Source organism: Mesorhizobium sp. CO1-1-7, assembly GCF_020164885.1.
In the GTDB taxonomy this organism is placed as follows: Bacteria; Pseudomonadota; Alphaproteobacteria; order Rhizobiales; family Rhizobiaceae; genus Mesorhizobium; species Mesorhizobium australicum.
This window is the reverse complement of record NZ_JAIUHA010000007.1, coordinates 109,156-126,885: the sequence shown is the minus strand read 5'-3', so window position 1 is coordinate 126,885 and position 17,730 is coordinate 109,156. Positions and strand designations below refer to the sequence as shown.

Here is a 17,730-nt window from a genome sequence, read left to right as displayed (position 1 = left end):
GCACGCCGGCTGTCTCGCTGGAGACGGCCGGCGGAGAAGGCAGGGGTCATTCGGCTTCGCCGACCACCTCGTCCCAGCTCTTCACCCTGGTCTCGCCGTCGAGGAACGGCAGCGCGGCGGCCGTCAGTTCCGGAGCGAAGAAGACATCGTAGTGGGTGCGGTTGGGCAGGATGGCCAGCCGGTTCTGCGACAGGTTCTCGCGCATCCAGCCGGCATCCCTCAGGCCGCCGCCGAGCATCTGGTAGAACTTGATCTCGTGCTCGGGCTTGTACATGTCGCTGTCGCCATAGGCGAGCATCACGGGCATCTTCAGCTTGGGAACGTCGGCCGAGAAGTCGTAGTTCTGGCGCATGAAATTGCCGAGCGCGTCGAGCAGTTTCGGGAAGTCCTCCGGATGCGGGGCGACGGCGACGTAGGATTGGTACATCGGCGTGTCTTTCATGTACGTCGCGGCGGCGGCACTCACCTGTGCCTGCTGCGGACGCATCTCGTCGTAGAAGCCGTCGGCGGCATAACCGGTCGAAACAAGGACCAGCCGGCGCACGGCCTCGGGATGCTGGACCGCCATGCGGAAGGCAACCCCGCCGCCCAGCGAATAGCCCATGACGTCGACCTTGTCGTAGCCGAGTGTCTTGACGATACCAGCCATGTCGTCGCCGATCGCCTGCAGGCTGAATGGCCGGTCGCCAAGGGCGGTGCGGCCATGCCCCTGCAGGTCGACGCCGATGACGGTGCGGTTTTCGGCAAGCTTGGGCAGGATCGGCGCGAACATGTCGGTGGAGCCGAGGCCGCCATGCAGCAGAAGCAGCGGCTCACCCTTGCCATAGACGGCGTAATAGTAATTCACGCCATTGATCGGCAGCAGGCCGGACTTTTGTGGCTTCGGCAGTGTTTTCGTTTCGGTCGTCATGGCAGGCTTTGTCTCCTCTGCATTGATGGTGCCCGGGCAAGCGAGAAACGCAGCGGCCGAGGCAAAAATGGCAAAAAACAGAACTTTGGACATATCGAACTCCTCCGGTGTGGCTCTGTCAGAGCGTCCTGGCGAGATCTTCGAGCTGATCGGTGCACTGGCCCCAACCGGCGTGAAAGCCCATGGCCTCGTGCTGCTCGCGGTCGGCGACGCTCCAGTGCCGGACGCGCGCGATGTAGCGGGTCTTGCCCTCGCCCTCGTCCTCGAAGGTCAGTACGACTGTCATGAACGGTTTTTCCGATGGCACCCATGACTGGGTATAAGCATCGGTCAAGACGATCTTCTCGCCGGGAACGACCTCGAGGAAGACGCCGGGGTTGGGGAACTCATTGCCGTCGGGCCCTGCCATGACGACCAGGCTGTTGCCACCGGTGCGCACATCCATCTCGGCACGTGGCGTCGTCCACGGCTTTGGCGCGAACCATTGCGTGATCAATTTCGGTTCGGTCCAGCAGCGATAGACCTCCCCGCGCGGTGCATCGATGATGCGGGCGAGAACCAGTTCGCGGTCGTCGGCGGGGGCGATGTCGAGCTTGGTGGCCACGGTGGTCTCCTCGGTTTGATCTGGCTTCCGTCCCAAGGACGAGCCGACGTAAAGCAAACCGACATCGCCCGCGAAAAATTCTGGAAACGCAGGCTGAAAACCGCGAGCGGAGCGCGTGTCAGTGGCGCTTGGCTTGCACCAGGTAGGCGTCGATTACGGTCTCGCCCAGCCATTTGGCGGCTTCGAGCCGGTGCAGGCCTTCGACAAGTATGTGCCGCTTGCCATCGTGGCGGACCTGGATCGGCGTCTTCATGCCGTTCTCGAGTATGTCCTCGGCCAGATGCCGGACGGTCTCGGGGTGCAGCGTCTTCTTCCGCGCCGTGGGCACGTAGATGTCGTCGACCTTGACCTGTTGAACCCTGAGCATGCCCTGTCCCCATGGCGGAACTGCCGCCGTCTTCCTGAGATAGTCGGTTTGGCGAAGGCGGCCAAGGGTGCGGCTAACGAATGCTGGCATGATCGTTTCCATTTGACGCCTAGCGGGCGGATCGCCGAAATGGGCCTCAGATGGGCCAGGACTTCATGATCAATCCGCCGACCGAATTCCCCGATTTCGGGCTAACAGCCGAGCAGCGCCGCCACGCGGTGCGCGGTCACTATTACGAGTGGCCGGGTATGGATGGCGAGCGCGGCGAAATCTGGTGCTACAGCGACCGGTTTTCGTATCGCGCCGGTGAGACAGTGACGCTGCATGTCAGCTCGACCGCTCCGTCCTTCGGCATGACGATCGTTCGAGACGGCGGCACCGAAACGAGAGTATTCGAGAAATCAGGCATTGCGGCGCGTTGGCAGGACAGCCCGGAGCAGTGCTCTGTCGAAGGCTGCGGCTGGGAAGGCTCCTTCGAATTTCGCGTGGAGAGCGACTGGCCCTCCGGCGGCTACCTGATAACGCTGACCGCCGACGGACGCCACGGCAAGCCGATCCAAAGTCACCACATTTTCGTCGTCTCTCCCCAGCCCGGCAAGAAACCTGGCCGTGTGCTGCAGGTGGCGGCGACGGGCACCTGGCTTGCCTACAACACCTGGGGCGGCTCCAACCATTATCAGGGCATCACCGGGCCCGACCGCGACCAGTACTCGCCCATCGTGTCGACGCAGCGCCCCTGGTGCCGCGGCTTCGTCGTGTTGCCCGGGGATGCACCGCGCGTGCCGTTGGAGGTGGCGGTGCCGCCGAAGACCGTGCCGCGTTATCCGCACATGGAATGGGCGCTCGCCACCGGCCATTCGAAGAAATACGCCTCGTCGGGCTGGGCCAGCTACGACAGTCATTTTTTTCGCTTCGCCGAACGATCAGGCTACGGCGTCGACCTCGCCAGTCAGCATGACCTCCACTTCTCGCCCGAGATTCTCGACGGTTATGACTGCGCGGTCTTCGTCGGCCATGACGAATACTGGACTTGGGAGATGCGCGACGCGGTCGACTTCTATGTCGAACGCGGCGGCCATGCGGCGCGTTTTGCCGGCAATTTCATGTGGCAGACGCGGCTGGAAGATGAGGGCCGCCGGCAGGTCTGCTACAAATATCGCGCCCGCACCGAGGACCCGGCCTATCGCGGCGGCGACGTGACCCGCGCCACCAATTCCTGGGAAGCACCGGAAATCGGCCGGCCGGGTTCGGCGACCTTCGGGCTCAATGCGACACGGGGCGTCTATGCCGGCTGGGGTGGCTGCGCGCCACGTGGCGTACGCGGCTTTCCGGTCTATCGGCCGGAGCACTGGGCCTTTGCCGGCACCGGCGTCTACTATGGTGACCTGCTGGGCGCCGACAGCCATGTCTATGGCTATGAGGTCGACGGGCTCGATTTCGAGATCCGCGGCGGGCTGCCCTACCCCACGCCAGACAGCGGCGCGCCTGACGGCCTGCAAGTGCTGGCCGTCGGCATGGCCAGCCAGGTCGAGGAAAGCGCCGACATTCCGATCGAGGACCAGTTCCTCACCGACGAGGATGGCCGCTTCACCGCCGAAACCTTGTTTGGCGAGGCAAGCGACGCCAATCTCGAAAAGGTCAAACGCGGCAATGGCATGATCGTCAATTTTCCACGCGGCAAGGGCGAGGTGTTCCATGCCGGAAGCTGCGAATGGGTCGCTGGCCTGCTAAGACAAGACCCGATGGTCGAACGGGTCACCCAGAATGTCCTCGACCGCTATCTCGGAAAGTCCTGACATGTCGAAAGCCCAGACCGCCGTTCAAGACCCCCGGCGCCAATCGCATTTGTTCTACCTCTCCAGCCTGCGCCGGCCGCTGATCGACCGCGCCGAAGGCATTTACATGTGGACGCAGGACGGCCGCCGTTTCATCGACGGATCGAGCGGCCCAATGGTCGCCAATATCGGCCATTCCAACCGCAATGTGCTCGATGCGATGAAGCGGCAGATGGACCGCGCCACCTTCGCCTATCGACTGCATTTCGAGAACGAGCCGGCGGAAGAATTGGCGCGCGAACTGGCTGGAAAATTGCCGGAAGGCATGGACCGCATCTTTTTCGTGTCCGGCGGCTCGGAAGCGACGGAATCCTGCATCAAGCTGGCGCGGCAATGGGCCGTGGCCACCGGCCAGGCCAGCCGCTGGAAAGTGATCACGCGGTTCCCTTCCTACCACGGCGGCACGCTTGGTTCGCTTTCGATCACCGGCGACGACGCGTTGGCCGAAACTTTTACGCCGATGATGCGGGTGATGCCGACCGTGCCGGCACCGACCGCCTGGCGCGACCGCGACAATCTCTCGATGGAGCAGCGTGGCGTCCGCTACGCCGACATGCTGGAGGAGAAGATCCTCGCCGAAGGTCCCGAGAGCGTCGTCGCCTTCATCATGGAGCCGATCGGGGGTGCTGCGACCGCGGCCCTGGTGGCACCCGACAGCTATTATGCGCGCATCCGCGAAATCTGCGATCGCCACGGCATCCTGCTCATCCACGACGAGGTGATGAGCGGTGCCGGCCGCACCGGCAAATTCCTCGGCGGCGACCACTGGAACTGCAAGCCTGACATCGTCGCGCTGTCGAAGGGGCTCGGCTCGGGCTATGCGCCGCTCGGCGCGCTGGCCGCACCGATGCGACTGGTCGAGCCGCTGCTCGCTTCCGGCGGCTTCCAGCATGGCCACACCTATGCCGGCAATCCGCTCGCCTGCGCCGCCGGGCTTGCGGTGCTGGGCGAAATGGACCGGCTCGACCTGATTGCCAATGCGGCTGCCATGGGCAACGTGCTGATGGACGGATTGAAGGAACTTGCGAAGCGGTTCCCCTTCATTGCCGATGTGCGTGGCAAGGGGCTGCTTACGGGCGCCGAAATGGTCGCCGATCCCGATACGCTGAAACCGATCGAGCAGGGCAAAAAAGCCACGCAGCGCCTGCTTGATCTCGCCTATGAGCGCGGGCTGATCATCTATGGCCGCAGGGTCAAGGGCGGCGTCGACGGCGACAATTTCATGGTCGCGCCGCCGATGATCGTCACCGGCGAGCAGGTCGGCGAGATCATCTCCATCATCGGCGACTCGCTTGAGGTTCTGGCGGGCGAATTCGACCTGCCGGTCGAAGGCCGGGGGTAGCGGAAATGGCGCCGCGAAAAGTCATCATCACCTGCGCCGTTACAGGCTCGGTACACACGCCGTCGATGTCGCCCTATCTGCCGGTGACGCCGGACCAGATCGCCGCGGACGCTATCGCCGCGGCCGAGGCCGGCGCCTCAATCCTGCATCTGCACGCCCGCGATCCCAAAGATGGCCGCCCGACCGCCGATCCCGAAGTGTTCATGCAGTTCCTGCCGCGCATCAAGCAGGCGACCGATGCGGTGATCAACATCACGACAGGCGGCTCCTCGCTGATGACGCTGGACCAGCGGCTGGCGGCGCCGCTTCGGGCCCAGCCCGAAATGTGCTCGCTCAATATGGGCTCGATGAATTTCGCGCTGTTCCCGATGCTCGACAAGCCAAGGGACTGGCAGCACGAGTGGGAACCGAAGCTGCTCGAAGCCACCCGCGACACTATCTTCAAGAACACCTTCGCCGACATGGAAGGCGTGATCGAGCGGCTGGGCAAGGGCTGCGGCACCCGCTTCGAGTTCGAGTGCTACGATGTCGGCCACCTCTATTCGCTGGCGCATTTCCGCGATCGGGGGCTGGTTTCGGGGCCGCTGTTCATCCAATTCGTGCTGGGCATCCTGGGCGGCATCGGCGCCGACCCGGACAACCTCATCCATATGAAGCGCATCGCCGACAAATTGTTCGGCGACAGCTACCAGTTTTCGGTGCTGGCCGCCGGCCGCAACCAGATGCCGCTGATCTCGATCGCCGCAGCCATGGGCGGCAATGTCCGGGTCGGACTGGAGGACAGCCTCTATGATGGCCGCCAGCTGGCGAAGTCCAACGCCGACCAGGTGCGGCGCATCCGTGGCATTCTCGATGGACTGTCGCTGGAGGTCGCCACGCCGGCCGAAGCGCGTGACATGCTGGCGCTCAAGGGCGGCGACAGGGTGGCTTTTTGACGAGATGACAGCGCCCGGTCCTGCCACTGTACCTGTCACGCGTGCGGTTATCCTTCGCCCCGGCACCATCGATGACGTCGAAACCATTCACGCGGCGATCCTGAAGCTTGGCACTCATATCGGGGCGCCCGAGGAAATCATCTCGACGGCGGACGATCTCAGAAGCTGGGGCTTTGGCGAAAAACCCGCCTTCTCGACCCTGATCGCAGAAGTCGACGGTGAATTCGCCGGGCTGTGCCTGCATTTCCCGATCTTCTCGACCTGGATGGGACGTCCCGGCGTCTATGTGCAGGACCTCTATGTCGAGAACCGGTTTCGTGGCCGCAAGATCGGCGAACGCCTGCTGCGACGCGTGGCTGCCGAGTGCCGCAAAGAGGGCGGCGTGTATCTGAGGCTGTCGGTCGACACCGACAATGAGGGTGCCAAGTCCTTTTACGAACGGCTGGGCATTGCCTGGTCGAGCTACGAGCAGACGCAGAAAATCATCGGTGAGGCCTTTTTCGCCTTCGCCGACGCGCCGGAAAATGGGGAGCAGCAATGATGGCCTTCTATGCGCAGGAGCAGAAGCGCCACGATCCCAAGGCCTTTCTTTCCAGTGGCGCGGCACAGCCCAACCCTGAAAAACCGGAACGCGTCGAACGGTTGTTGGCCGGCGCAAAATCCGCCGGTTGCACGATCGAGCGACCGCGCGATCACGGCCTCGGCCCGATCTCGGCGGTGCACACACCCGAGTATCTCGACTTCCTTGAACATATTTTCGAGCGCTGGCAGCGGATCGAAGGGGCGTCGGCCGAGGTCATTCCCAACATCCACCCGATCGCCCGCAACGGCTCCTATCCGGCCTCCGCCGTCGGCCAGGCCGGCTACCACATGGCCGACACCGCCTGCCCGATCTCGGGCGAGACATGGCAGAGCGCGCTGTGGAGCGCCTGGAGCGCGGTGGAGGCCGCCGAAACCGTCATGGCCGGAGCGCCGGCCGCCTATGCGCTGTGCCGCCCGCCTGGCCACCACGCCTTCGCCGATGTCGCCGGCGGATTCTGCTTCATCAACAACTCAGCCGTGGCGGCGCAAGTGCTGCGCAGGCAGGCGGCCCGCGTGGCGATCCTCGATGTCGACCTGCATCACGGCAACGGGACGCAAGGCATTTTCTATGCGCGACCTGACGTGCTGACGGTGTCGCTGCATGCCGATCCGGTGCGGTTCTACCCGTTCTTCTGGGGCCATGCCGACGAGCGCGGTGAAGGTCCCGGGCTTGGCTATAATTTCAACCTGCCGCTGCCACGCAAATCCGCGGATGCGGCGTTTCTGGAAGGGCTCGGCGTGGCGTTCCAGCGTATCCGCGCCTTCGCCCCCGATGCGCTGGTCGTGGCGCTCGGCCTCGACGCGTTCGAGGGCGATCCGTTCGGCGGGCTTTCGGTGACGACGCCGGGCTTCTCGCGCATCGGCGAGGCCATCGCCGGGCTCGGCCTGCCGGCGGTCATCGTCCAGGAAGGCGGCTATCTCTGTGACGAACTCGGCGACAATCTCACCGCCTTCCTCACCGGCTTTGGCGGCAAGGCGCGGTGAGTTCAAACCCAAGTCAGGAGCGTTGCTGCCTGACCATGGCAATCACCCGGTGCACGCTCTCCAGCGTCTCGTCGATTTCGGACGCGGTATTGTAATGCGCGATGCCGATGCGCACGACGCCTTGCTCGGCCGGAATGCCGAGCTGATGGACGATCTCCCAGGCATAGTTGTGGCCCGACCACACGAAGATGTTCTCGGCGTTCATCTGCCGCACGATCGTTTCGGGGACAATGCCATCGACGGTGAAGGAGACAGTCGGCACACGATCGCCGAGCCGTTTCGGGTCGGTGATGCCTCGGACCGTCAGCCCGGAAATGTCGGACAGGCCATCGATCAGCCTTTGCGCCAGCGGGTTTTCATGGGCAATGGAGATCTGGAACGCCCTGGCGATCTTCTGCCTTCTTGAACCACCCTCACCTGCCGCCGCGCCGAGCTCGGCGAAATAGTCGACCGCGGCGGTCAAGCCGGCCATCAGTTCGATCTGCGGCGTGCCGAGTTCGAACCGCTCGGGCAAGCCGTTCGAGGAGCAACGGCACTTATAGGCTTGCAGACCGTCGATGACGTCGCGCCGGCCCCACAAGATACCCATATGCGGACCGAAGAATTTATAGGCCGAGCAGATCAGGAAATCGCAGCCGAGTTCCTGCACATCGATCAGCCCATGCGGTGCGAATTGCACCGCATCGACATAAACCAGCGCGCCGGCCCGTTTTGCAAGTTGGGTCAAGGACCTGACCCGGTTGATCGAGCCGGTGAGATTGCTGGCGTAGTTCAATGCCACCAGCCTTGTCTTCCCGGACAGCAGACCGGCGAGCGTCGCCTCCTCGATCTGCCAGGTCCTTTCGTCGAACGGCAGCCAGCGCACGACGAGACCGAGGTCCTCGGCCAGTTGCAGCCAGGGCGACACATTTCCCTCATGATCCATGCGGGTGAGAATGATCTCGTCGCCTGATTTCATCGTGCGGCCGAGCGTGCGTGACATATGATAGGTCAACGTCGTCATGTTGGCGCCGATTACGATCTCCTGCGGGCTCGCCGCGCCGAGGAAGTCGGCCATCGCCAGATGCGCCTCGTCAACGACCTGCTGCGCCGCGATCGTCGTTTCAAAATAACCGCCCAGATTGGCGTTGGTCGTAAGCAGGCAGCGCGACACCGCGTCGGCCACGACCTGCGGCACCTGCGTGCCGGCAGGATTGTCGAGATAGATGCGCCGACGTCCGTTGTCGGTCAGCGAGAGAGCGGGGAACTTTCCACGCACGGCCTCGATCGAAAAATCCACCATCGTCTCCATCCCTTTGCTGCTACACGACAATTCCGGGCTCGGTCACGGGCAGGGATTGCCGACCCTCTGGTGAACGGCATCCACCGCCTTCTGCATTTCTTCAGTCCAGACGACATCCACCGAAGACAGCGCCATCTCCAGTTGGGAAATGGTTGTCGCGCCGATGATGCTGGAGGTCACGAAGGGCCGGCTCGAGACATAGGCATTGGCAAACAGCGCCGGCTCCAGGCCGAAAGAGCGTGCCAGCTCATTGTATTCGAGCTGCGCTTCGGCGGCATTGGGCGTCTCGTAACGCTGGCCGCGGTTGAACAGCTGCGAGCGCGAGCCCTGCGGGCGGGCGCCATGATCGTATTTGCCGGTCAGATAACCCTGGGCCAGCGGCGAATAGGCAAGCAGCGACACCCCTTCGCGCTCGCAGACCTCGGCGAGGTTCACCTCAAAAGTACGGTTGACGAGATTGTAGGCGTTCTGGATCGAGGCGACGCGCGGACCGATCCCTTTGTCGGCCTCTGCAAGGAAGCGCATCACGCCCCAGGAACTCTCGTTGGAGAGACCGAAATGGCGGATTTTTCCTGCCTTCACCAGGTCATCGAACACCGCGAGCGTCTCGGCGATCGGCGTTTCACCGACCGGCGCGCCGACAGAATCGGCACGCCGCGCCACGGCGCCGACGCGCGTCGGGTTGGCGCCCCAGGGGATGTCCCGTTCCGGCCAATGGATTTGATAAAGGTCGAGATAATCAGTGCCAAGCTTGGCCAACGACTTGTTTATGGCATCTAAGATATCGGCCCGCACCAATTGCGAGGGCCGGTCTCCGCGAAACCAGCTGTTGGCCGTGCGGCCGACGACCTTGGAGGCCAGGATCACCTTGTCGCGGTTGCCCTTGGCCTTCATCCAACTGCCGATGATCTTCTCGGTCCGTCCTTGCGTCTCCGCCTTGGGCGGGATCGGATAGAGTTCGGCGGTGTCGATGAAATTGACGCCGCGCGATAAGGCAAGGTCCATCTGGGCATGGCCCTCGGCCTCGGTGTTCTGCTGGCCCCAGGTCATCGAACCAAGGCAGATCTGGGTAACAAGAAGATCGGTCCGACCGAGACGGCGTTTGTGCATGGAATTCTGCTCCGGAGGGCATGTATGCGCGGCTGCGCGGGGAGGAGTTCGCATCTTATAGGAAAAGCAGAAGCGCTCTCCAAGCCTTGCCAGGCCGACTTTTGCGTGAGCAAAGCGGGGTTAGCGTCGTGCGGCGGCCACGGCGCGGCGCTTGGCCTCGTCGATCAGCATGTTGGCCACCTGCATGCGGATCATGGCGCGCTGGCGCAAATGCGGGGCGACGCGATCGGGATGGTTGGCGAAAGCAAAGCTGCGGCGCATGCGGCCGAAGTCGGCGGCGCTCTTGGACTGCTCCAGACCCAGTTCGACCGCGATCGATTCAGGATCGATTGGCGGCAATGTTTCTTCCGGCTTCGGCTCTTCGCCAGCCAGCGCCAGCCTTGCCTGTTCAAGCACGGCGGCAAATTCGCTGGCCAGATCAGCGCCGGCCTCCCGATATTCCGCGGCGGATACCTTGATGCGGCCGGAATGGAGTTCATCGGCGACCGAGAGATAGTCGAACGGGATGGATGGGCGCGCGCCGGTCTCTACGCCCTCACCGCCGTTGCCCTTGTCGGTGGCAACGAAGAGGTCGTCGAGCAGTGACGCAAAATCCCGCTTGGCGCCAGTAGCGATATCAGCCTCCCCCATGCCCGACAGTTCGAGTTTCAGACCATAGAACCAGCTCGTTAAAAATAAATGCCGCCGGTCTTAACTAATTTCCCTTCAGGGGATCGTTGCCGGAGGCGCCGGCAAAAGCCGGACCGCATGTTCATGCAGTCCGGAAATTCGCCAGGAGTGGCGAGGAAAACTGGCCATGTACCAGCTTCGAAGCCTACGTTGGGCGCGGCGCAAGAGTTTCACCTTGCTGCAAAAAAATTTCAAAAAAACCATCCGGACATGGCAGGCATGCATATGCTGCACTGCACAATCTTCACGATTCACCTATATTACCGATGTGGAGGACCAACCAGGAGCCTGAATCATGGGTTTCTTCACGGAAATGTTCGCCCGGCCGCGCCCGCAGGAACATCTGAGATATCGCGCGGCGCTCGCGCTCCTTTATTCGATGAGCAATGCCGAGCGCGCCGATATCGGCATCAAGCCCGCCGATTTCCCGCGCATCGCCCGCGAAATGTCCATCCGCTAAGCAGGTTGCGAGACGTCCCGGATCGACCCGGGACATCTCAAAGTCTGATCTCAACGCGATCCGAGGAATGTCGCCTTGCCCAGCGGCACGCCATTGTGGCGCAGGATGTCGTAGGCGGTGGTCAGGTGGAAATAGAAATTGGGCATGGCCACATGCAGCAGATATTGCATGCCGCTCAGCGTCGTTTCCCGGCCCCCCAGCTTCAGTTCGATCATCCTGTCATCCGACCCGTCGATATCGGCTGCGGAAAAAGTCGCCAGGTAGGCGACCGTCTTGGCGAGCCTCGCTTCGAGATCGGCGAAGCTTGCTTCATTGTCTTCATATTTAGGCACTTCGCGGCCGGCCAGCCGTGAAGGCGCGCCCTTGGCATGGTCGGTTGCGATCTGCACCTGCCTGGCAAGTGCGAACATGTCGGGCGCCAGCCGCGCCGTCAAAAACACCTGCGGGTCGATCTTGCGGTCAAGCGCATTCTGTTCGGCTGCAGCCAGCACACTGGAAAGTGCTTTCAGCCTGGCTGAAAACACGGGCACGGATGCCTCATACATCGATATCGTCACGTCGGATCTCCTGTCCGGCAGGAACGCCGGCGCGAGGACGTAGCGCTCTCAGGCGCGATTCTTCAAGCCGCGGCCGCATGGCGTCACCACGTCGCCGCAATCGCCGTGGTAGAATCTTCGTTATCGAGCGGAGATTCCCGATGAGACGCGCCCTTTTCGCAGCGACTGCCCTTCTCTCCCTTGCCACGACAGGCCACGCGGCATTGGCCGCAGCCGATACGCCCGAAGCGCCTTACGTCGATGATCGGTCGAGCGCGGATGCGGTCGTGCATTCACTCTACAGCGCCATCAACCGGCATGAATTCGCCCGCGCCTGGGGCTACTTCGGTGATACAAAGCCGGCAAAGGATTTCGACACATTCGCCAAAGGCTATGACGGCACCGACAAGGTGGAGGTCAAGACCGGTCCGATTTCGGACGAGGGCGCGGCGGGCAGCATCTATTACAACGTCCCGGTCGCCATCCAGGCAACCGATAAGAAGGGCGAGGCGAAGGTTTTCGCCGGCTGCTATACGCTGCGCCAGGTCAACGCCCAGATCCAGGCGCCGCCGTTCCAGCCTATCTTCATCGACAAGGGAGCGCTGAAGCCCTCCACCGCCGGCTTTGACGAGGCGTTGCCGCCAAGCTGCGGCGACGGCCCGCCGCCGCCGAAAAAGGACACCGCACTGGAACAGGCCAAGAAGGCCTTCCTGGCGACCTATGGCGACCAATGCGACAAGGACCGCCAGGCCAATGAGCCAGAGGTCTTTTCGATCAAATACAAGGACAGGATTGCTCAGCCGAACGATCCTGACAAGGAGACCCGGCTGTTCCACTTCTCCTGCTCGGCCGCCGTCTACAATGAAAGCTCGGTCTACTACATGACCGACGAGGTGGACGGTGTCAGGCAATTGCAGTTCGCCGAGCCGGAGACCGATATACGCTACGAGAACAACGACAGCGACGGCAAGCTGTTGAGTGTAACGGTGATCGGCTTCCGGACCACAGGGTGGGCGGTCAATTCCGACTATGACCAGAACGCTCACACCATCACCACGTTCAACAAATGGCGCGGCGTCGGCGATGCTTCGGATGCGGGGACATATCTGCTCCGCAACGGCGATTTCTCGCTGGTCCAGTATGACGTCGACGCGTCCTATGACGGCGAGGAGAACCCGCAGACGGTCGTCGACTACAACACCGCGCCTTAGATCCTCTAGCGCATCAAGCTTATGGTGCCTTCGACAGCATCCAGTTGAGCGTGCCGCGCCAGTCTACCATGCGGATCGGCGTGCCGTGCGTGCCGGTCTCGAAGCGCACGAAGCGGGTCGGATAGTTTTTTGATTTGGCAAGGATGGAGCGGAAGAACGCTTCCTGGTTCGCCACGGGAAAGACCACGTCGTGGCTGCCCTGGCCGAAGAACACTGGCACCCGACGCTTGAAGGCGGGACTGCCGAGAAAGCCCTCGTCCCACAGCGATCCGAGCAGCAGCAGTCCATTCACGCGACCACCAGTATCCTTGCGTGCGGCAAGTTTCCAGCACAGCGCGCCGCCCATCGAGCCGCAGGCGACGAAGATTTTCGCGCCCGGAGACTGTTCGGCATAATGGTCGATCAGGGCAGCGACCAGTGCCGCGCCCTTGTCGCCGAAATCAGGGAAATCCGGAGAAATATAGAGCCCGCCATTGCCGGCCATCAGGTTCTTGAGCCGGTTGAAATTGCCGCCGAAGGTGAAGTCGTCGACGCCTTGCTTGCGGCTGCCGCCCTGCCCGTGCAGGTAAAGCACGATGATGGCGGCTCCTTTCGTCCTACCGACGGCGACATGCCTGACATCGCCCGCGTCGGTCTTCAGCATCAGATCCTGCTGCACCTTGCGCACGCCGGTGTCGGTGTACTGGGCATGCACGCGCTTTTCCGGCACCTCGTCGCGCTGGTTGATGTCGCGCATCTCGCGGTAGTCGAGGACCGTGTAGGCGCCGTTGCTGTCGGACGAGAGCGTCGCCGGATAGGCGAAGAGATCGTCCTTGAAAGGTTTCAGGGACAATGTGTCGGCACTGGCGGCCGAGGAAAACAAGAAAAGCATTGCCGTGACGAAAGCGCGGCACGCGACGGTACGAATAGCCATACCGCAGGCATGCTAATGCCGCCTCTGTTTGTCAATCCTGCAGCACGCCGCCCGCGCCTTCCAGTGCCTCTCGGGTGTCGACATCGACGGACGCGCCCTCCCCGATCTCGACATCGATGACATCGAGCCCTTCGGCCTCGACCAGATGGCGAGCGCCGGTGTCGCCTTCGAGATGGGCGATTGCCGCGAATAACGAGCGCGGCAAAAGCACCGGGTTGCCGCGTTTGCCTTGGTGCGTGGCACGGACCACCGAGTTGCCGCCGGCCCTGCGGAAGGCATCGATAAGCCTGTCGAGGTCGTCGGATGCGACACCCGGCATGTCTCCCAGAACGATCATCGCACCAGCGGCGTCTTCGGGCAGATAGGCAGTGCCGGCCTTAAGCGAGGTCGACAGACCATCGGCAAAATCGGGATTGTCGGCGAAGGTGACGTCGAGGTCCGACAATGCCGCGCGCACCCGCTCGCGCTGATGACCGGTGACGACGATCGTGCCCGAAGCCTTCGAGGCGAGCGCGCGTTCGGCGGTGCGGCGCACCAGCGGCTGGCCGTCGAACAGCGCCATCAGCTTGTTCGGCCCGCCCATGCGGCTCGACCGGCCCGCCGCCAGAAGCACGATCCCGACCTTGAGCCGACTTTTGGCCGGCAGCGGCTCGCGCGGCTGCGGCCGCGTCGGTATCTCCATCAGCAGGCCGCCGACGCCCATGCCGGCGATGTCGCGCGCGGTGACGTCCAGGCCGGCAATCAATCGGTCGAGCACCCAGTCGAAGCCGTTCTCCTTGGGGCTGCGGGCGCAGCCAGGCGCGCCGATGATGCGCTTGCCGCCGAGTGTGCCGAGCACCAGCAGATTGCCGGGATCGACCGGCATGCCCGCGCGGATGACGGTACCGCCCGCCCTCTCGATCGCCGCCGGAACGACGTCGGCGAAATCGCTCATGGCGGAAGCCCCGAAGATCACCACCATGTCGTTGTCGCGCGCAAGCGCGATGGCAGCCTCGGCGACAGGGGCGATCTCATGCGGCGTACGGCGCTCCGCCGTCAGCCTGCCGCCGGAGCGCGCCAGCCGGGCTTCGGTGACGCGTAGCGTCTTGTCGAGCACGGTTGGTTTGGTGCCCGGCAGCACCGTCTGGACGACGCCGACACGCATCGGCCGATAGGCGTTGACGGCAAAAATTTCGCCGCTGGCACAGATTTCCGTCACGGCGGCCACCAACGAGGAAGAGACCGCGAAGGGGATGATCTTCACCGTCGCGACCATCTGGCCCTTTTCGACCGGCGCGTGCTGGCCAAGCGTGGCGATGGTGATAGCGGGATCGACCGCATTGATCGCATCGATGACAGCGGCATTGACGGTGAAGATGCCAGCCGCCTTGGCGTGGAGATTGACCCGGCCGGTAGCGGCGGGCTTCGCCTCGATGCCGCCGAGGGTCATGCTTTCGGCAATTTTTTGCGCCGCGGCGTCCTCGCCGAGATCGTCCGGCGCCAGCACGGCCGCAACGACCTGCGAAACACCTGCCCTCTTGAGCGTTGAGACATCTTCGGCGCTCAGCCTGTGCGCCTTGCGAAATCGCTTTTCGCCGGCCGCGGTCGCATGCGCCAGCACCGCCCCTTCGGCCGCGTCGATCGGGATCGGACCGAATTTCACGCCGCCGCGCCCTTCGCATCGAGGCCGCGTGAGCGGAAGGCAAGAATGGTCTGCGCGAGAATGGCGACGGCGATCTCGGCGGGGCTTGCCGCCCCGATGTCCAGCCCGATCGGCGCGTGGATACGCGCGATCTGGTCCGCACTCGCGCCCAGCGCCAGCAGGCGCTCGACGCGCCTGGCATGCGTCTTTCGGCTGCCGAGCGCTCCGACATAGAAACAGTTGGCGTCGAGTGCCGCCTTCAGCGCGAAATCGTCGATCTTCGGGTCATGGGTAACGGCGGCGAGCGCGGTGTAAGCGTCGAGCGGCTGGCGTTCCAGCACGTCCTGCGGCCAGTCGGCATGCAAGGCGACATCGGGAAAGCGGTCCGATGTGGCAAAGGCGGTGCGCGGATCGATGATCTCCAAGGGATAGCCTGCGATCCGTGCCATCGGCGCGAGCGCCTGACTGATATGCACGGCGCCGATCACCACCAGACGCGGCCGCGGCAGATGCGCATTGAGGAAGAAGGTCCGCCCTTCCGCCTCGACGGACCCCGAATTGCCGGATCGAAACGCCTTGGCGATCGCCGCACCGAGATCGCCGGCGACCTGATCGCCCTCCCGCACGATACGATCGCGACCATCACCGAGATCAGTGACGAGGATCGCCGCGCGGCGGGCGCGCCGCTCGGCATTGAGCGTCTTCAGCGCATAAGGATCCATCGGAGGTCAGCCCAATCGCTCAACATAAACCTTGATGCGGCCGCCGCAGGACAGGCCGACTTGCCAGGCGGTCTCATCGGCAACACCGAACTCCAGCATCCTGGCTTTGCCGGAGCCGATGACGTCGACCGCCTCGGTCACGACAGCGCCCTCGACGCAACCGCCCGAAACAGAGCCGTGGAAATTGCCATCGGCATCGATGACAAGGTGGCTGCCGACCGGGCGCGGCGCTGAACCCCAGGTCTCGACCACGGTCGCCACTGCGACATCCTTGCCGTCCTTCATCCAGGCTTCCGCGATGATTAGCGGGTCGCGGGCCTCATCGAGATAAAGACTGTCACTCATCGTTGCTTCTCTCAGGGTCTGTTTTTCCAAAAGCCGGAAAATATATGGCTATGCGGCGCGCCTTGCGCCAGCATCCATCCACGGCCGTGGATCGACGGAAAGAACCGATTTCTTGTCCAGCGAGGCGCAGAGATCGGCGAGCGCGTCGAGATTGTGCACCGAGCGGAATTCGTCGACATGCGGCAGCATCGCCTTGACGCCGCGGGCGCGCGCCTGAAAACCATCGAAGCGCAACAACGGATTGAGCCAGATCAGCCGCCGGCAGGATTTGTGCAGCCGCTCCATTTCTTCCGCCAAGCCCCCTATATCGTCGCGTTCCAGCCCGTCGGTGATCAGAAGCACCACCGCGCCCTGTCCCAGCACACGTCGCGACCATACAAGGTTGAACTCGGCTAGCGTATCGCCGATGCGCGTGCCACCCGACCAGTCCTTGACCGCCGCCGAGCAATCGGCAAGGGCGGCATCGGGATCGCGGTGGCGCATCTGCCGGGTCAGGTTGGTCAGCCGCGTGCCGAAGACGAAAGTGTGCACGCGCCGGCGCTTTTCCGACAGCGCATGCAGGAAATGCAGGAAGATGCGCGTGTATTGGCTCATCGAACCGGAAATATCGGCCAGCACCACCAGGGGCGGATGAACTTCGCGGACCGAACGGAATTTCGGCAGGATCAATTCACCGCCGGTGCGCGCCGCCGAGCGCATCATGGCACGTGGATCGATGCGGCGGCCATGCGCATCCGCCTTGAAGCGTCTGGTCCGCACCATGTCGACAGGCAGCCGCAACGCCGCGATCGCCTTCCTGGCGTCAGCCATCTCGACTGCGTTCATCTGCGCGAAATCCTTGCCCCGCAACAGCTCGTTGCCGGAAAAGGTGAAGCGGGCGTCGACCTCGATCTCAGGGATTTCCTGAGGCGTCTGGTTTTTCTGATGACCCTCGAACATCGCCTGGCTGACGCGATTTTCAGCCGCGCGCGGTTTCTGCTTCTGCCTGACGTCAGGCGCCACCGGCGAAAACATCGCCAGCAGCTTCTCGATCAATTCGCGCGATTTCCAGAACAGTCGGAAAGCTTCGTCGAAGGTGGCATGATCCTCATGCCGCGAGACCAGAACGGCGTGCAGGGTCCAGTAAAAGTCATCACGCGAGCCGATGCCGGCGACGAGCACCGCCTCGATCGCGTCCTTGACCGAAGCGGGCCCGACCCGCATGCCGGCCTTGCGCAAGGCGCGGGCGAAATAGACGATGTTGTCTGCGATCCGGCCGTCCGCCGTCGCCTCTCCAGGGTCGGGTCGGGACGCCTTCACCAC

General features: G+C 63.3%; 19 protein-coding genes. 7 read left to right on the top strand and 12 right to left on the bottom strand.

Going from position 1 to position 17,730, the window contains the following annotated elements; all coding sequences use genetic code 11:
- Positions 1-46 precede the first annotated feature (46 nt).
- The 3 genes from LB516_RS16745 to LB516_RS16735 all read right to left on the bottom strand — a co-directional run bounded on the left by LB516_RS16745 (position 47) and on the right by LB516_RS16735 (position 1,881).
- Positions 47-1,003 (bottom strand): alpha/beta fold hydrolase, encoded by a 957-nt coding sequence (locus LB516_RS16745; protein WP_140717406.1) that lies wholly within the window; start codon positions 1,001-1,003, stop codon positions 47-49.
- A 25-nt stretch (positions 1,004-1,028) separates the two neighbouring features.
- Positions 1,029-1,514 (bottom strand): SRPBCC family protein, encoded by a 486-nt coding sequence (locus tag LB516_RS16740; RefSeq protein WP_140717407.1) that lies wholly within the window; start codon positions 1,512-1,514, stop codon positions 1,029-1,031.
- Positions 1,515-1,632: 118 nt separating this feature from the next.
- The gene (locus LB516_RS16735) at positions 1,633-1,881 is read right to left on the bottom strand and encodes a ParB N-terminal domain-containing protein (RefSeq protein ID WP_140617245.1); all 249 of its coding nucleotides are present in this window, start codon (positions 1,879-1,881) and stop codon (positions 1,633-1,635) included.
- Between the two features lie 155 nt (positions 1,882-2,036).
- Between LB516_RS16735 and LB516_RS16730 the strand changes: the two genes are divergently transcribed.
- From LB516_RS16730 to LB516_RS16710, 5 genes are read left to right on the top strand one after another with little or no spacing between them, the layout of a single operon-like run.
- Positions 2,037-3,677, top strand: a complete 1,641-nt coding sequence (locus tag LB516_RS16730) for a N,N-dimethylformamidase beta subunit family domain-containing protein (protein WP_224720127.1) — start codon at positions 2,037-2,039, stop codon at positions 3,675-3,677.
- Position 3,678: 1 nt separating this feature from the next.
- A complete protein-coding gene (locus tag LB516_RS16725) occupies positions 3,679-5,058 on the top strand; it encodes an aspartate aminotransferase family protein (protein ID WP_224720020.1) in 1,380 nt (459 codons plus the stop codon).
- A 5-nt stretch (positions 5,059-5,063) separates the two neighbouring features.
- Complete coding sequence (locus LB516_RS16720) at positions 5,064-5,993, top strand: 3-keto-5-aminohexanoate cleavage protein (protein ID WP_140717409.1); 930 nt, start codon at positions 5,064-5,066, stop codon at positions 5,991-5,993.
- A 4-nt stretch (positions 5,994-5,997) separates the two neighbouring features.
- Positions 5,998-6,534 carry a GNAT family N-acetyltransferase gene (locus tag LB516_RS16715; protein ID WP_224720019.1) on the top strand — a complete coding sequence of 179 codons (537 nt, stop codon included), beginning with the start codon at positions 5,998-6,000 and terminating at the stop codon, positions 6,532-6,534.
- Complete coding sequence (locus LB516_RS16710) at positions 6,531-7,559, top strand: histone deacetylase family protein (protein WP_224720018.1); 1,029 nt, start codon at positions 6,531-6,533, stop codon at positions 7,557-7,559. The genes LB516_RS16715 and LB516_RS16710 overlap by 4 nt, the downstream gene beginning before the upstream one ends.
- 13 nt (positions 7,560-7,572) lie before the next feature.
- On the opposite strand, the gene LB516_RS16705 is transcribed toward LB516_RS16710, so the two are convergent.
- From LB516_RS16705 to LB516_RS16695, 3 genes are all read right to left on the bottom strand, one after another.
- Positions 7,573-8,841, bottom strand: coding sequence for a cysteine desulfurase-like protein (locus LB516_RS16705; RefSeq protein ID WP_224720017.1), 1,269 nt, complete (start codon positions 8,839-8,841; stop codon positions 7,573-7,575).
- A 42-nt stretch (positions 8,842-8,883) separates the two neighbouring features.
- Complete coding sequence (locus LB516_RS16700; RefSeq protein WP_224720015.1) at positions 8,884-9,951, bottom strand: aldo/keto reductase; 1,068 nt, start codon at positions 9,949-9,951, stop codon at positions 8,884-8,886.
- A gap of 120 nt (positions 9,952-10,071) precedes the next feature.
- On the bottom strand, positions 10,072-10,581 hold the full coding sequence (locus tag LB516_RS16695) for a hypothetical protein (protein ID WP_015318113.1): 510 nt from the start codon (positions 10,579-10,581) through the stop codon (positions 10,072-10,074).
- Positions 10,582-10,915: 334 nt separating this feature from the next.
- On the opposite strand from LB516_RS16695, the gene LB516_RS16690 reads away from it, so the two are divergent.
- The gene (locus LB516_RS16690; protein WP_015318114.1) at positions 10,916-11,080 is read left to right on the top strand and encodes a hypothetical protein; all 165 of its coding nucleotides are present in this window, start codon (positions 10,916-10,918) and stop codon (positions 11,078-11,080) included.
- Between the two features lie 50 nt (positions 11,081-11,130).
- Here the strand turns inward: LB516_RS16690 and LB516_RS16685 are convergent, their stop codons facing one another.
- Complete coding sequence (locus LB516_RS16685; RefSeq protein WP_015318115.1) at positions 11,131-11,637, bottom strand: DUF1993 family protein; 507 nt, start codon at positions 11,635-11,637, stop codon at positions 11,131-11,133.
- A 140-nt stretch (positions 11,638-11,777) separates the two neighbouring features.
- Here LB516_RS16685 and LB516_RS16680 point away from each other — a divergent pair, with 140 nt between their 5' ends.
- Entirely contained in the window at positions 11,778-12,827 is a 1,050-nt protein-coding gene (locus tag LB516_RS16680) for a DUF1176 domain-containing protein (protein WP_224720014.1), read from the top strand.
- Positions 12,828-12,846: 19 nt separating this feature from the next.
- On the opposite strand, the gene LB516_RS16675 is transcribed toward LB516_RS16680, so the two are convergent.
- The 5 genes from LB516_RS16675 to LB516_RS16655 form a co-directional block, all read right to left on the bottom strand.
- Entirely contained in the window at positions 12,847-13,698 is an 852-nt protein-coding gene (locus LB516_RS16675; RefSeq protein WP_411969404.1) for an alpha/beta hydrolase family protein, read from the bottom strand.
- A 73-nt stretch (positions 13,699-13,771) separates the two neighbouring features.
- The gene (locus LB516_RS16670) at positions 13,772-15,382 is read right to left on the bottom strand and encodes an NTP transferase domain-containing protein (protein ID WP_224720010.1); all 1,611 of its coding nucleotides are present in this window, start codon (positions 15,380-15,382) and stop codon (positions 13,772-13,774) included.
- Positions 15,379-16,083: an XdhC family protein gene (locus LB516_RS16665; RefSeq protein WP_140717416.1), complete on the bottom strand. Its 705-nt coding sequence runs from the start codon at positions 16,081-16,083 to the stop codon at positions 15,379-15,381. Before LB516_RS16665 ends, LB516_RS16670 begins: the two co-directional genes overlap by 4 nt.
- Positions 16,084-16,089: 6 nt before the next feature.
- Positions 16,090-16,428 carry an XdhC family protein gene (locus LB516_RS16660; protein ID WP_015318120.1) on the bottom strand — a complete coding sequence of 113 codons (339 nt, stop codon included), beginning with the start codon at positions 16,426-16,428 and terminating at the stop codon, positions 16,090-16,092.
- Positions 16,429-16,476: 48 nt separating this feature from the next.
- On the bottom strand, positions 16,477-17,727 hold the full coding sequence (locus LB516_RS16655) for a vWA domain-containing protein (protein WP_224720009.1): 1,251 nt from the start codon (positions 17,725-17,727) through the stop codon (positions 16,477-16,479).
- Positions 17,728-17,730 lie beyond the last annotated feature (3 nt).

Bases quoted from the DNA above. Each gene is read 5' to 3' on its own strand.
- LB516_RS16660 (WP_015318120.1), bottom strand. From the start codon at position 16,428: ATGAGTGACAGTCTTTATCTCGATGAGGCCCGCGACCCGCTAATCATC.
- LB516_RS16675 (WP_411969404.1), bottom strand. From the start codon at position 13,698: ATGCTTTTCTTGTTTTCCTCGGCCGCCAGTGCCGACACATTGTCCCTG.
- LB516_RS16705 (WP_224720017.1), bottom strand. From the start codon at position 8,841: ATGGTGGATTTTTCGATCGAGGCCGTGCGTGGAAAGTTCCCCGCTCTC.
- LB516_RS16735 (WP_140617245.1), bottom strand. From the start codon at position 1,881: ATGCTCAGGGTTCAACAGGTCAAGGTCGACGACATCTACGTGCCCACG.
- LB516_RS16720 (WP_140717409.1), top strand. From the start codon at position 5,064: ATGGCGCCGCGAAAAGTCATCATCACCTGCGCCGTTACAGGCTCGGTA.
- LB516_RS16700 (WP_224720015.1), bottom strand. From the start codon at position 9,951: ATGCACAAACGCCGTCTCGGTCGGACCGATCTTCTTGTTACCCAGATC.
- LB516_RS16665 (WP_140717416.1), bottom strand. From the start codon at position 16,083: ATGGATCCTTATGCGCTGAAGACGCTCAATGCCGAGCGGCGCGCCCGC.
- LB516_RS16730 (WP_224720127.1), top strand. From the start codon at position 2,037: ATGATCAATCCGCCGACCGAATTCCCCGATTTCGGGCTAACAGCCGAG.
- LB516_RS16725 (WP_224720020.1), top strand. From the start codon at position 3,679: ATGTCGAAAGCCCAGACCGCCGTTCAAGACCCCCGGCGCCAATCGCAT.
- LB516_RS16690 (WP_015318114.1), top strand. From the start codon at position 10,916: ATGGGTTTCTTCACGGAAATGTTCGCCCGGCCGCGCCCGCAGGAACAT.
- LB516_RS16695 (WP_015318113.1), bottom strand. From the start codon at position 10,581: ATGGGGGAGGCTGATATCGCTACTGGCGCCAAGCGGGATTTTGCGTCA.
- LB516_RS16745 (WP_140717406.1), bottom strand. From the start codon at position 1,003: ATGTCCAAAGTTCTGTTTTTTGCCATTTTTGCCTCGGCCGCTGCGTTT.
- LB516_RS16715 (WP_224720019.1), top strand. From the start codon at position 5,998: ATGACAGCGCCCGGTCCTGCCACTGTACCTGTCACGCGTGCGGTTATC.
- LB516_RS16710 (WP_224720018.1), top strand. From the start codon at position 6,531: ATGATGGCCTTCTATGCGCAGGAGCAGAAGCGCCACGATCCCAAGGCC.
- LB516_RS16680 (WP_224720014.1), top strand. From the start codon at position 11,778: ATGAGACGCGCCCTTTTCGCAGCGACTGCCCTTCTCTCCCTTGCCACG.